The 13,095-nt window shown below is 65.5% G+C and carries 12 protein-coding genes and 1 tRNA gene; 7 read left to right on the top strand and 6 right to left on the bottom strand.

Annotated features, from left to right (window positions below):
* Positions 1-54: 54 nt before the first annotated feature.
* From G9E11_RS01060 to G9E11_RS01080, 5 genes are all read right to left on the bottom strand, one after another.
* On the bottom strand, positions 55-1,560 hold the full coding sequence (locus G9E11_RS01060) for a malate:quinone oxidoreductase (protein ID WP_190602185.1): 1,506 nt from the start codon (positions 1,558-1,560) through the stop codon (positions 55-57).
* A gap of 77 nt (positions 1,561-1,637) precedes the next feature.
* On the bottom strand, positions 1,638-3,314 hold the full coding sequence (locus tag G9E11_RS01065) for an ABC transporter substrate-binding protein (RefSeq protein WP_190602187.1): 1,677 nt from the start codon (positions 3,312-3,314) through the stop codon (positions 1,638-1,640).
* Between the two features lie 198 nt (positions 3,315-3,512).
* Positions 3,513-4,184: a fasciclin domain-containing protein gene (locus tag G9E11_RS01070; RefSeq protein ID WP_190602189.1), complete on the bottom strand. Its 672-nt coding sequence runs from the start codon at positions 4,182-4,184 to the stop codon at positions 3,513-3,515.
* A gap of 246 nt (positions 4,185-4,430) precedes the next feature.
* Positions 4,431-4,512, bottom strand: a tRNA-Leu gene (locus tag G9E11_RS01075).
* 145 nt (positions 4,513-4,657) lie between these two features.
* Positions 4,658-5,209 carry a peroxiredoxin gene (locus G9E11_RS01080; protein WP_190602191.1) on the bottom strand — a complete coding sequence of 184 codons (552 nt, stop codon included), beginning with the start codon at positions 5,207-5,209 and terminating at the stop codon, positions 4,658-4,660.
* A gap of 95 nt (positions 5,210-5,304) precedes the next feature.
* Here G9E11_RS01080 and G9E11_RS01085 point away from each other — a divergent pair, with 95 nt between their 5' ends.
* Positions 5,305-5,781, top strand: coding sequence for a MarR family winged helix-turn-helix transcriptional regulator (locus G9E11_RS01085; protein ID WP_102972116.1), 477 nt, complete (start codon positions 5,305-5,307; stop codon positions 5,779-5,781).
* Between the two features lie 26 nt (positions 5,782-5,807).
* Here the strand turns inward: G9E11_RS01085 and G9E11_RS01090 are convergent, their stop codons facing one another.
* Positions 5,808-6,806, bottom strand: a complete 999-nt coding sequence (locus G9E11_RS01090) for a LacI family DNA-binding transcriptional regulator (protein ID WP_190602193.1) — start codon at positions 6,804-6,806, stop codon at positions 5,808-5,810.
* A 110-nt stretch (positions 6,807-6,916) separates the two neighbouring features.
* Between G9E11_RS01090 and G9E11_RS01095 the strand changes: the two genes are divergently transcribed.
* The 6 genes from G9E11_RS01095 to G9E11_RS01120 all read left to right on the top strand — a co-directional run bounded on the left by G9E11_RS01095 (position 6,917) and on the right by G9E11_RS01120 (position 13,080).
* Positions 6,917-8,053 carry a Gfo/Idh/MocA family oxidoreductase gene (locus tag G9E11_RS01095; protein ID WP_190602194.1) on the top strand — a complete coding sequence of 379 codons (1,137 nt, stop codon included), beginning with the start codon at positions 6,917-6,919 and terminating at the stop codon, positions 8,051-8,053.
* Entirely contained in the window at positions 8,050-8,862 is an 813-nt protein-coding gene (locus tag G9E11_RS01100; RefSeq protein WP_190602196.1) for a TIM barrel protein, read from the top strand. The genes G9E11_RS01095 and G9E11_RS01100 overlap by 4 nt, the downstream gene beginning before the upstream one ends.
* 121 nt (positions 8,863-8,983) lie before the next feature.
* Positions 8,984-9,979: a substrate-binding domain-containing protein gene (locus tag G9E11_RS01105; RefSeq protein WP_190602198.1), complete on the top strand. Its 996-nt coding sequence runs from the start codon at positions 8,984-8,986 to the stop codon at positions 9,977-9,979.
* 56 nt (positions 9,980-10,035) lie between these two features.
* On the top strand, positions 10,036-11,091 hold the full coding sequence (locus tag G9E11_RS01110; RefSeq protein WP_190602200.1) for an ABC transporter permease: 1,056 nt from the start codon (positions 10,036-10,038) through the stop codon (positions 11,089-11,091).
* Positions 11,092-11,096: 5 nt separating this feature from the next.
* Complete coding sequence (locus G9E11_RS01115; protein WP_190602203.1) at positions 11,097-12,023, top strand: ATP-binding cassette domain-containing protein; 927 nt, start codon at positions 11,097-11,099, stop codon at positions 12,021-12,023.
* A gap of 22 nt (positions 12,024-12,045) precedes the next feature.
* Positions 12,046-13,080, top strand: coding sequence for a Gfo/Idh/MocA family protein (locus G9E11_RS01120; protein WP_190602205.1), 1,035 nt, complete (start codon positions 12,046-12,048; stop codon positions 13,078-13,080).
* Positions 13,081-13,095 lie beyond the last annotated feature (15 nt).

Below are 13,095 nucleotides of genomic sequence, written 5' to 3' on the forward strand. Positions count from 1 at the left end.
ACTGTTTGCCTTCGGTGGTGCCTGCCGCAACCCGCGCCGGTCAGCGCTGGACGGTCACCTCTGGACTGCGGGCGATGCTTCCAGCTGGAGGCTCTTGGCGGTGGCCTTCTCGAGCTCGGCCGCCAGCTCCGGGTTTTCGTTGAGCTTGACGCCGTAGCCCGGCATCATTTCCTTGAGCTTGGACTGCCAGCCCTTGAAGTTCTTGGGGAAGGACTTCTGCAGGAGCTCGATCATGATGGGCACGGCCGTGGAGGCTCCCGGGGAAGCTCCGAGGAGGGCGCCGACGGAACCGTCGCGGGCGGCGATCACCTCGGTGCCGAACTGCAGCACACCGCCCTTCTTCGGATCCTTCTTGATGATCTGCACGCGCTGGCCGGCGGTGATGAGTTCCCAGTCGCCGTCCTTGGCTTCGGGGTAGTACTCGCGCAGCGCCTCCACCTTGTCACCGTGGCGCTTGGCCACCTCTTTGACCAGGTAGGCCGTCAGGTCCATGTTGTCCTTGGCCACGGCGAGCATCGGGATGATGTTGCTCGGCCGGATGGACAGCGGGAGATCGAGGTAGCTGCCGTTTTTCAGGAAGTTCGTCGAGAAGCCGGCGTACGGGCCGAACAGGAGGGAGCGCTTGCCGTTGACGTAGCGCGTGTCCAGGTGCGGCACGGACATGGGCGGTGCGCCGACGGAAGCCTGTCCATAGACCTTGGCGTTGTGCTGGGACGCGAGGGACGGGTCCGTGCAGCGGAAGAACTGGCCGGAAACCGGGAACCCGCCGAAGCCCTTGCTTTCGGGTATGCCGGAAGCCTGCAGCAGGTGCAGCGCTCCGCCGCCCGCGCCGACGAAGACGAACTTGGCCCGGATGCTGCCGCGCTCACCGGAAGCGGGGTGCTTGAGCGAAAGGTCCCAGCCGCCGTCGGACGCCCTGCGGAGATCGGTGACGTTGTGGCCGTAGTTGATTTCGACGCCGTTGTGGGCCAGGTAGCCGGTGAGCTCCCGGGTCAGGGCACCGAAGTCGACGTCGGTGCCTTCGGCGGCGCGGGTGGCGGCGACGCGCTGCTTCGTGTCGCGGCCCTTGACGATCAGCGGCGCCCACTTGGCGATCTGCGCGAAGTCCTCGGAGTACTCCATGCTCCGGAACAGGGTGTGCTCCTTGAGCGCGTTGTACCGGGTCTTGAGGAAGGTGGAGTTGTCGTCGCCGATGACGAAACTCATGTGCGGAACCGTGTTGATGAAGCCCTTGGGCGAGCCGATCAGGGAGTTGTCCACCAGGTGGGACCAGAACTGGCGGGACAGCTGGTACTGCTCGTTGATGTGCAGTGCCTTGGCCGGATTGACCGAGCCGTCTTTGGCTGCGGGGGAGTAATTAAGCTCACACAGCGCGGCGTGCCCCGTGCCCGCGTTGTTCCACGGTCCTGAGCTCTCCAGGCCGGCCTCGTCGAGCCGCTCGAACAGCGAGACGGTCCAGTTGGGTTCGAGCTGCTTGATGAACGCACCCAGCGTGGCGCTCATAATGCCGCCGCCAATAAGGACGACGTCGGCATGTTGGGTCTTGGAAATGAAAGTCACAATCAGTCTCCCGTAGGCGGCTCTGGCTGTCACAGAATATCCCTGTACCGCCCTCTAACTGAAATTGCGCCCCGGCGTCAAGACCTCAGCTGGACCTTCGTGAAAACTTCATTTAATACCGGCGAGGCGGGATAGCTGATCACCCGGTCGGACAGGGCCAGGGCGGAGATCGGGAAAGCGATGGGGACGGCGGGCAGGGACTCCGCGATCTGGGCGTTGATGGTCTGGTACTGCTGCGTGCGCTCCTGGCCGTCCGGGAGTCCCCGGGCGCGGTCGATCTTGGAGAATACCTGCGGGTCCTGGTACCCGAACTCGCCGTTCTTCTCGCCGAAGAGCGGGGCGAGGAAGTTGTCAGCGTCGGAATAGGAGCCGTTCCAGCCGAGCAGGTGCAGCGCATGGTCGCCGGGGTTCTGCACCTTCTGCAGGTAGCCGTCCGTCCAGTCCACGGGGACTGGCTGGATGTTCAGGCCCACCGCCGTGAGCTGGCGGCTGATCTCTGCATAGACCTTCTCCGGGGTGGGCAGGTACGGCCGTGTGACGTTCATGGGGTAGTAGAACTTCAGGGCCTGGCCCTTGTAGCCGGCCTCTGCCAGGAGTTCCTTCGCTTTGCGGGGGTCATAGCCGAGTGCGGGTGCGTTGTTGTTGAACCCGCTTAGCTTGGGCGGAACGAACTGCGAGGCCTGGGCGGTGTTGTCGATGAAGAAGCGCCGGATCAGCGTGTCCTTGTCGATGGCCAGCTCGATGGCCTGGCGGACCTTGAGGTCCTTGAGTACCGGAATTGCCTGGTTCATGCCGAGATACATCACCGAGAACGGGTCCCGCTGGATGATCTGCTTGCCGCGCTTGACCAGTTGGTCGAAGTTTCCCACCGTCACGGAGTCATAGCCGTCGATCCTGCCGTCCAGCAGGGCCTGCAGCCGCGTCTGCGGGTGGTCGTAGGTGACGAATTTGAGGGTGGCGATCTGTCCCCGGGCGCCCCAGTACTCCTTGTTGTCCACGAGTGTGACTCCCGCGCTGTCCCAGGCGGAGAAGCGGAAGGGGCCGGTGCCCACGGGATGCGTGGCGTAAGCGGAAAGTGCCTGGCTGCCGCGCCGCAGGCTGGGCTGATCGGCCTTCCCGGCGGCGAGTGCCTTGGGGGAGGAGATGGCAAACGCGGGAAGCGTCAGGGCCTGCAGGAAGCCGGTGAAGCGTTCCGTGAGGCTGATCCGCACCCGCAGCGCCGACAGGGCGGTGCAGGATTTGAAGACGGACAGCTCCGGATGGTCGGCGTGCTCCTTGAAGACTCCCTTGAAGGTGGTTCCCGGAGCCTGCATCCGAAGGGCTTCGGAAAAGTTGAACCAGCGGTCGAAGTTGGTGCAGACGGCGTCGGCGTTGAAGGGGGAACCGTCGTGAAACCTGATGCCCGGGCGAAGGGTGAACGTATAGACCAGGCCGTCCGGCGATTCCGTCCACTGAGTTGCAAGCAGCGGCGTAGGCTCGCCCGTTGTTTGGTCGACGCCCACCAGCCCTTCCAGGATCTGTCTGGTGACCCGCTGCGATTCGACGTCGTTGGCCAGTGCGGGGTCAAGGCCCAGAGGCTGCGAGGCAGTGCCGAACGTGAAGGTCGCCGAGGGGGCAGCGGCTGCTGTTGTGGTGCTTGCCGCAACTGACGACGGCGTGGGCTGGGCTTCGCTCGTGCAGGAAGTGAGTGACAGGCCCAGAAGGACGGCGCCGGTCTTGAGGGCCGTACGGCGCGGGATACTGCTGCTGGGCACTCGATTACCACCTCTGGACTGCTGGGTGCGCGTGGGCGGCTGTTGCCCGCCACCCAGTCTAATTGACGGATCGCGGGCCACTGGCTTACGCGTGCGCCAGGACACGCCGGGGCCCGGAGCGGCAAAAGGCCGCGGTCCGCACTGTCGGGTGCGAACCGCGGCCTCTGCCCGGGACGACTCCCGGATCAGGCCCAACGACTACTTTGGCATCAGTACCGAGTCCACGAGGTAAACGGTGGCGTTCGCCGTCTGGACGCCGCCGCAGATCACGTTGGCGCCGTCCACCTTGAGGGCATCCTTGGTCCCGGTCACGGTTACCGAGCCGCCCTGAACGGTCTTGTGCGTGCCCACGATCTTGTCCGGGGTGATTTGGCCGGGGACCACGTGGTACGTGAGGATCTTGCTCAGGAGGGCATCGTCCTTCTTCAGGGTCTCGATCGTTGCGGCGTCGACCTTGGCGAAAGCATCGTCAACAGGCGCGAACACCGTGAACTCGCTGCCGTTCAGCGTGTCGACGAGGTTGACCTTGGGGTTCAGCTTGCCGGAGACGGCGGCTGTCAGGGTCTTTAGCAAAGGGTTGTTCGAGGCTGCGACGGCCACGGGGTCAAGGGCCATGCCGGCGACGGAACCCTTGCCGCTGGGGACCTGCTTGGCGTAGTCGGCACAACCCGGCCCGGCGAGGTTGGTCGCCGGATCCATGGCCGCCGTCGAGGTCTCTGACGGTGACGGCGCCATGCTGGAGGCGGACGGCTCGGCGGCCGCAGACGAGCTGCCGGACGTGCCGGCGGAGCCGCCGCAGGCGGTGAGGCTGAGCAGAGCTGCCGCTGCAATGCCTGCGACGGTAAAGGTTGAGCGCTTGAAAGACTGCATTTCGATTCTCCTTAGTTGTGCCGACGAACGGGATCGGAGGGGCTGCGGAGCCCTCGGTGATCCTTTTCCGACTGTGGGGCACCGGCCTGTGGTTCCAGGCTGTTGGGCGGTGTCTCACTGGGTATTCGCCTGGCCGGCAGCAGCGGATGGGTGAACCGCGAAAAATTTTCTGGCGGCCTCGCGGACGGCCCGTTAAACGAAGAAATCCCGGGCGGTAACCCGGGATTTCCTACTCTCTTACTTTTGTGCGCAAGGGGGGACTTGAACCCCCACGCCCGAAGGCACAGGAACCTAAATCCTGCGTGTCTGCCAATTTCACCACTCGCGCCCGGCTCCGCCTGATGCCCTGCCTGCTGTCACCAGCAGGAAGACGTACGACGGCGGATGCCAGCCTCAATTGTACCGTCACCTGTGCGGTCCCTGCGGCAGGCGCCGCTTTCGCGGGGCTGGGTTGTTAGGCGCGGTCCGGGTTGTTAGGCGTCCGCGAGCTTCAGGTCCTTGCGCAGCTTGGCGACGTGTCCGGTGGCACGGACGTTGTACTGGGCCACGGCAACTTTGCCGTCCCCGTCCACCACCACGGTGGAACGGATGAGGCCCTCGTAGGTCCGGCCGTAGTTCTTCTTCTCGCCCCACGCGGCGTATGCCTCGGCAACGGCGTGGTCTTCGTCCGACAGGAGGGGAAAGGTGAGGCCCTCCGCGTCGGCAAAGCTGGCCAGCTTGCCTACGGGGTCGGGCGAGATCCCCAGCACTTCGTAGCCGGCAGCCTGAAGGGATGCCAGGCTGTCCCGGAAGTCGCAGGCCTGCTTGGTGCATCCGGGCGTGGCGGCGGCCGGGTAGAAATAAACTATGGTATTCCGGCCGCGGAAGTCGCAGGCCTGCTTGGTGCATCCGGGCGTGGCGGCGGCCGGGTAGAAATAAACTATGGTATTCCGGCCGCGGAAGTCGCTGAGGCTGACGTCTGCTCCCGTTGCATCCTTCAGTGTGAAGCCGGGGGCGGTGTCGCCCGGCGTGAGTTTTTCAGCCAACGTTCTCTCCTTGTTTTCGTGCAGGACATTCCAGCTTAGTGAGGCGTCGTGCCGGGTACTAATCAGGCTTAGTTATACTTGGTGGTATGCCTGATATGGATCGCTGGCCCACAGGGCGCCTCTTGTCCACGGCGGCCCGCCTCGTAGAGCACTCCTGGAACGAAAAGCTGGGTGCCATTGGCCTGACCCATGCCGGCGTCATCGCCATCGAGGTGCTCTACAACAGCGGCCCCATGACGCAGGCGCAGCTTGCCCAGCTTGTCCGGGTGCAGGCCCAGACCATGGGCAAGACGCTGAGTCGCCTCGAGTCGCACGGGCACATCGTGCGCCAGCGCAGCACGTCGGACCGGCGCAGCCACGTCGTTTCGCTCACGGAGCGCGGCACCGAAGCCGTCATGGCTGCGGCAGACATGGAGCGGTCGGTCCTGGCCGCGGCATCCATCGACCCGGATCGGCTCCGCCAGGAACTCCAGGCCGTGGTCCGGGAGCTGGCCAAGCGCTTTGCATCGCCTGAGACCAGCGCCATTGTGGCCGGAGCTGACGCCGGGCTGACCGTCGAGGCAAACTCCTAGCCGGCGGCTACCACCTGCACCGGCGGCTACCCGCCGGCAGCGGGAGTGGCCGTGGTCCTGCGCGCAACCAGATGCGGGGTCCGGACCACATGGCCAGGCGGCTGCGTTCCCTCAATCCGGGCCACAGCGCGGTCCACGGCTGCTGCTGCAAGAAGCGGAGCGTCCTGGCTGATCGAGGACAGCTGCACATAGCTGAGCCGCGCGAACTGGCTGTCGTCGTAGCCCAGCACTGACACATCCGCAGGGACCTTCAGGCCCTGCGCCCGGAGACTCTCGATGAGTCCCAGGGCTGACCTGTCGTTGAAGGCAATGACCGCCGTCGGCATGTCCGGGCCGAGGGAATTGCCGGCAGCCATCCCGTCTTCCTCCATCGCGCCGCCAGCAATGATGGCCGGCTCCAGGCCACGGCGTTCCATCTCCGCCCGGAAGGCTGACCGGCGCGGTTCGGCGGAGACCGCGGTGCCGCCGTCGACATGGACGATCCGCCGGTGCCCCAGGGACACGAGGTGTTCCACCGCCATCCGGATGCCCTCGTAATCGTCACTGCTCACCGAGTCGGCGAGTTCGCCGACGTCGTTGCGGAGCAGGCTCACCACCGGCACCTGGCCGGCGTACCGGGCCAGTTCCTCGCTGCTGAGCGTGGGCGAGATCAGGATCAGTGCCTCGGACCCGAAGTCCAGCAGAGCCTCGATGGTCCGGGCCTCTGGCCTGCCGCTGGTGACGCCGCCCAGCGCGAGTTCGTAGCCCTTGGCGCTGGCCTCGGCGTACGCGGCGTCCACAATCTCGGCGTGGAACGCGTGGCCCGTGGAGAAGCTGAGACCCAGGAGTTTGGTCCGGGTGCTGCGCAGCAGCCGGGCACGGCTGTCGGGCCGGTAGCCGAGTTCGTGTGCGGCGTCCAGCACTTTCTGCCGTGTGGCTTCGGCCGCGCCGGGGGCGCCGCGCATCACGATGGAAACCAGGGCCCGCGATACGCCGGCCGCCCGCGCTACGTCCACGAGCGTGGGGCGCCGTTGCTGTTCAGACATGTGCCTCCTTGCTGCCAGCAGTCTATAGAACGATCTAGACAGCTGGCCAATAACTGTGCCACTATCGTTTCACTAGAACGATCTAGGTGCCCTGAAAAGAGGATTGCAACATGACCTACATCCAGCAACCGGCCGGTGACAACCGCCCCGTCCGCCTCGGCCTGATTGGAGCCGGATGGATCGGCGCCTTCCATGCCGAGTCGGTGGCATACCGGATTCCCAATGCGCGGCTGGACGCCATCGCTGACCCCGCCCTTCCCGCCGCCGAGGCACTGGCAGGCAAGCTCGGCGTTGCCAGAATCACCGCAGATCCGGCGGACGTCATAGGCGACCCCGACATTGACGCGGTCCTGGTGGCATCGCCGGCAAGGTTCCATTCAGGTCTCATCGCAGCTGCTGCCCGGGCCGGGAAAGACGTCTTCTGCGAAAAGCCGGGCGGCCGCACTGTCGAAGAACTGGATGAGGCGCTGGCCGCCGCGGACGCCGCCGGGGTCAACGTCCAGTTTGGCTTCAACCGGCGCTTCGCAGCGGACTTCGCCGCCGCCCGGAGACTCATCGACGACGGCGCGGTGGGCACCCCGCAGCTGCTGCGGTCCCTCACCCGGGACCCGGGCACCGCGGCCGGAATCTCTTCTCCGGAGCGGATCGCGCCCGGAACGATCTTCCTGGAAACGTTGATCCATGATTTCGACACCCTGAACTGGCTGAACCCGGGAGCGGTTCCGGTTAAGGTGCACGCGGTGGCTGACGCCCTGGTGGCGCCGGAAGCGAAAGCCGGAGGCCTGCTGGACACGGCGGTGGTCACGGTGACCTACAGCAACGGTGCCATCGCGGTGGCCGAAGCCAACTTCAACGCCCTGTATGGCTATGACGTGAGGGGCGAGGTGTTCGGATCCGCGGGCATGGTGGCCGCCGGCGGGCCGCAGGCATCGAGTGCCGTGAGCTACACCGCCGCGGGCATTGCCTCGGACACCGTGCGGCTGAACATTGACCTCTTCCACGACGCCTACACAGCTGAGCTTGCGCGCTTCGTCGAGGGCGTTGCGGCCCGCCGGGCCGGACGCGCAGCGGGCGGAACAGCGGTCCCCGGCGGCATCGATGCCCGCAACGCGCTCGCCGTGGCACTGGCGGCGATCCGGTCGCACGAGACCGGCCTCCCGGTGGACGTTTCGGCTGTGGCCCACCTGCAGGCGGCCGAGCCCGGGCTGCAGCTCACGGGATTGCATCTCACAGGTCCGGGCGCATGAGCTTTCGGCTGGCAGCATGCGCCGAAATGATCTACGGCGAGTTGCCCCTCGTCGAGCGGGTGCAGCGCATACACGGGCAGGGGTTCGAGGTGGAACTCTGGGACACGCGGAACCGGGACATTCCGGCACTCGCCGCGACGGGTGCCCGCTTCTCCTCCATGAGCGGCTACTTCGGCGGCAGCCTCATTGACCCGGATAGCGCGGACCGGGTCGTTGAATCGGCGGAGAAACTCATCCCCACTGCGTTGGAGCTGGGTGTCGAGCGCATGGTGGTGCATCCGGCGGAACTCGGCGACGGCGGGGTTTCCGTGCGGCCCCTTCACCGCTCCACCGGCCAGATGTGGCTGACCGGCCTCCGCACTCTGGAGCGGCTGGGACGGCTCGGTGAGCGGCATGGTGTGGTCTTTGCGCTTGAGAACCTCAACACAGTCCTGGACCACCCGGGCATACCGCTGGCGCGGGCCAAGGACACCCTGGCGCTGGTGTCCGCGGCCGACCACCCGCACGTGAGGATGATGCTGGATCTTTACCATGCCCAGATCGGCGAAGGAAACCTCATTGAACTTGTCCGCGGGGCGCAGCCGTGGATCGGGGAAATTCAGGTGGCCGATGTCCCCGGCCGCTTCGAGCCCGGAACGGGGGAGGTCAACTACAGTGCCGTCGCCAAGGCGCTCGCCGGCGTCGGCTACTCGGGCGTCATCGGCCTTGAGGCGGCTGCGTCGGGCGGTTCAGGGGTCGCCGCGGGGGACAAGGCTCTTTCGGCCTTCCGGGACGCCTTCACGGTCGAAGTAGCTCAGCAGCAAAACTAATATCGTCCTAATGTTAGGACAAAGATTGACAACTGTGACCCGAGTCACGATGATCAGAGATATCAACATTCCGGCCGGTGGGGCGTGGCACGGCCGGAACCCGAATCAAAGGAGATTTTCGGTGAAGAAATTTTCATGGCGGAGGGCGGCGCTGGTAGCCGCCGTCGTGCCGATGCTGGCTCTCAGCGCGTGTTCGTCCAGTGGTGGCAGGCCGGAGGAGAACGCAAACGCCGGAGGCGGCGGGCAGGCTGCGTCGACGCCACGGATCAAGGTGGCCCTGATCACGCATGCCGCTCCCGGAGACACGTTCTGGGACATTGTCCGCAAGGGCGCTGAGGAAGCCGCCGCAAAGGACAATGTTGAGCTGCTCTACACCTCGGACCCCGAAGGCGGCCGCCAGGCCCAGCTGATCCAGCAGGCCGTGGACCAGAAGGTGGACGGCATCGCCGTGACCCTGGCCAAGCCGGACGCCCTGAAGGACGCCCTGAAGAAGGCCACCGATGCCGGCATCCCCGTAGTGAGCCTCAACGCCGGTGAATCCGTTTTCGCCCAGCTCGGCGCGTTCACGCACTTCGGTTCCAATGAGAAACTCGCCGGTGAAGCAGTGGGCGACAAGCTCAACTCCCTCGGACTCAAGCACCCTGTCTGCGTTATCCAGGAGCAGGGGCACGTCGGCCTCGAAGCCCGCTGTGCGGGTGTGAAGTCGAAGGTTCCGGCCACCGAGATCCTTTACGTGCAGGGCACGGACATGACCCAGGTGTCATCCACAGTGACCGCCAAACTGCAGGCCACCGCTGATGCCGACGTCATCATCGGGCTGGGTGCGCCCTACACGCTGACCATCCTCAAGGCGGTGACCACGGCCGGCAGCAAAGCCAAGGTGGCTTCCTTCGACATGAACGCCGAGCTCGCCCAGAAGATCGCCGATGGCGCCGTTGAATTCACCGTTGACCAGCAGCCGTGGCTGCAGGGCTACGGCTCGGTGGACGCGCTGTGGCAGGCCAAGCGCGGCGGCTTCAAGATCGGCGGCGGCCAGCCCGTCCTGACCGGCCCCACCATCGTGGACAAGGCCGGCGCAGCCAACGCCCTCACCTTCGCCCAGCAGGGTATCCGCTAGCAGTCCGCCAGCCCCGGTCCGGCGGAAACGCCGGACCGGCAGCAAGGAGCATTCCAATGACCATGACCCAGACCATTTCCAAACCGGCGGTGACCGACGAACGTGTCGGCAGGCGCAATCCTTTGCAGAAGCTGCTTGGCCGTCCCGAGGTGGGCGCCCTTGTGGGAGCCATCGTCCTTTTCATATTCTTTGCTGCGGTGTCCCAGACCTTTACCCAGCCGAACGCGTTCGCCACCGTGCTCTACGGTTCCTCGACCATCGGCATCATGGCGGTGGGGGTATCGCTGCTGATGATTGGCGGCGAGTTCGACCTGTCCACAGGCGTCGCAGTCATCAGCTCCGCGCTCACGGCGTCGATGTTCAGCTGGTACTTCAGCATGAACGTCTGGATCGGTGTGATCCTGGCGCTTGTTGTGTCGCTGAGCATCGGTTTCATTAACGGCTGGATCCTCATGAAGACCAAGCTCCCCAGCTTCATCGTCACGCTCGCCACGTTCCTCATGTTGACCGGCCTGAACCTGGGTCTGACACGCATGATCGGCGGCGGCGTCTCATCACCGTCCATCTCCAACATGGACGGCTATGAGTCCGCGCAGGCCATCTTCTCCTCGTCGGTGAACATCGGCGGCGTGGACGTGAAGAACACCGTCTTCATCTGGATCGCCCTGGTTGCCATCGCGTCCTGGGTGCTGCTTCGCACGAAGGTGGGCAACTGGATCTTCGCCGTCGGCGGCGACGCCAACGCCGCCCGCGCCGTGGGTGTTCCCGTCAAGGCGACCAAGATCGGCCTCTTCATGGCCGTGGGTTTCTGCGGCTGGATCCTGGGCATGCACAACCTGTTCGCATTCGACGCCGTGCAGTCCGGCGAGGGCGTGGGCAACGAATTCCTCTACATCATCGCCGCCGTCATCGGGGGGTGCCTGCTGACCGGAGGCTACGGATCCGCTGTGGGCGGCGCGATCGGCGCCTTCATCTTCGGCATGGCCAACAAGGGCATCGTCTACGCGCAGTGGAACCCGGACTGGTTCAAGTTCTTCCTGGGCCTGATGCTGCTCCTGGCCACCATCGTGAACCTGATCGTCAAGCGCCGCGCAGACTCAAGTAAGGGCTGAACACCATGGACGCCAAACAAATCGACCAGCAGGAACTCCTCCGCGACGAGACGGACCCGCTGACCCACACCCCGGTGCACCTGCTCTCACTGGACAGCGTGGGCAAGCACTACGGCAACATCGTGGCCCTCACGGACGTCACGATGGCCGTGGACAACGGCAGGGTGACCTGCGTGCTCGGGGACAACGGCGCGGGCAAGTCCACGCTGATCAAGATCATCGCCGGCCTGCACCAGCATGACGAGGGTGTCCTCCACATCATGGGCGAGGAGCGGAAATTCGGTTCACCCCGTGACGCCCTGGATGCCGGCATCGCCACCGTCTACCAGGACCTCGCAGTCGTTCCCCTGATGCCCATCTGGCGGAACTTCTTCCTCGGCTCCGAGCTGACCACGGGCTTCGGTCCCTTCAAGCGCATGGACGTCCAGGCCATGAAGGACATCACCAAGAAGGAACTGGCGGACATGGGCATCGACCTGCGCGACGTTGAGCAGCCCATCGGCCAGCTCTCCGGCGGCGAACGCCAGTGTGTCGCAATCGCCCGCGCCGTGTACTTCGGTGCGAAGGTCCTGATCCTGGACGAGCCAACGGCAGCCCTGGGCGTGAAGCAGTCCGGCGTGGTGCTGCGCTACATCCTGCAGGCCCGCGACCGCGGACTGGGCGTCATCTTCATCACCCACAACCCGCACCATGCCTTCCCCGTCGGTGACCGGTTCCTGCTGCTCAAGCGCGGCAGGTCGATTGGCTACTACGACAAGAAGGACATCACCCTCGACGAACTCACCGCCCAGATGGCAGGCGGCGCCGAACTGGCCGAACTGGCCCACGAACTCGAACAGCTCGGTGGCCACGGGGACGTCGTAAAGCAGGTCCAGGCAGAGGTCGCCGGCGTGACTGACTCCACTGCGGACACCGGCCGGGCACCGCAGTAGGGGAGACGTGACAAGGAGCAGCATGAAAGAAGTAACCCTGGGACTTGTGGGCGTCGGCCGCATCGGCGCCATGCACGCTCGGAACATCACTGGCCTGAACGGTGTGATGGGGCCGCAGGGCACCTCGGTGCAGCTCAAGCTGACTGACGTTGCCGAAGAGCACGCCCGTTCCCTGGCCGGCGGAATCGGCGCCGGGTTCCTTCCGTCCGTTCAAGCCTTGCTTGACTCGGGCGTCGACGGACTGGTCATCGCCACGGGAACGGCCACGCATCCGGACCTGATCAGGGCCGGAGTGGACGCGGGAATCCCGGTGTTCTGCGAAAAGCCCGTCGCTGTTAACGTCGAGGAATCACTGCCCGTGCTCGACCACATCCGGACCACGGGCGGCACTGTGCAGATCGGCCACCAGCGCCGGTTCGATCCGGGTTACCTGGAGGCCAAGCGCGCCTTCGACGCCGGGGAGCTGGGATGGCTCCACACGGTCAGGGCGGTCACCTGCGACATGACGCCGCCGCCGGTGGAGTTCCTAGCGACGTCCGGCGGGCTCTTCCGCGATTGCTCCGTCCACGACTTCGATATCCTCCGGTGGCTCACCGGCAAGGAAATCGTGGAGGTTTTCGCCAAGGGGTCCAACAACGGTGACCCCGCAATCGGTGCCGTGGGCGACGTCGATACCGCGCTGGCTGTGGTGACGTTCGACGACGGCAGCGTCGGAACGGTCTCGGCCACCCGCTACAACGGGGCGGGCCATGACGTCCGGCTGGAACTCCAGGGATCCGCAGGGTCCGTCATGGTGGGGATGGATGAGCAGATGGCGATGTCTTCTGCCGAGCCCGGGATCGATTTTCCGGCGGGGCCGCCGCACCTGACGTTCGCCGAGCGGTTCCACACGGCATACCGTGCCGAGATGGCGGCCTTCGTGGAAGTAGTGCTGGGGCAGCGGCAGAACCCGTGCACACCGGAGGACGCCGTCGCAGCGTCCATGGTGGCCGACGCTGCCCAGGTATCGCTGCAGTCCCGGGAGCCGGTGCGGGTGGCGCTCGAGGCGGCGGGCTGACGAGGGAAGAGCCTG

This window comes from Arthrobacter ipis (assembly GCF_014694315.1).
Classification (GTDB): domain Bacteria; phylum Actinomycetota; class Actinomycetes; order Actinomycetales; family Micrococcaceae; genus Arthrobacter; species Arthrobacter ipis.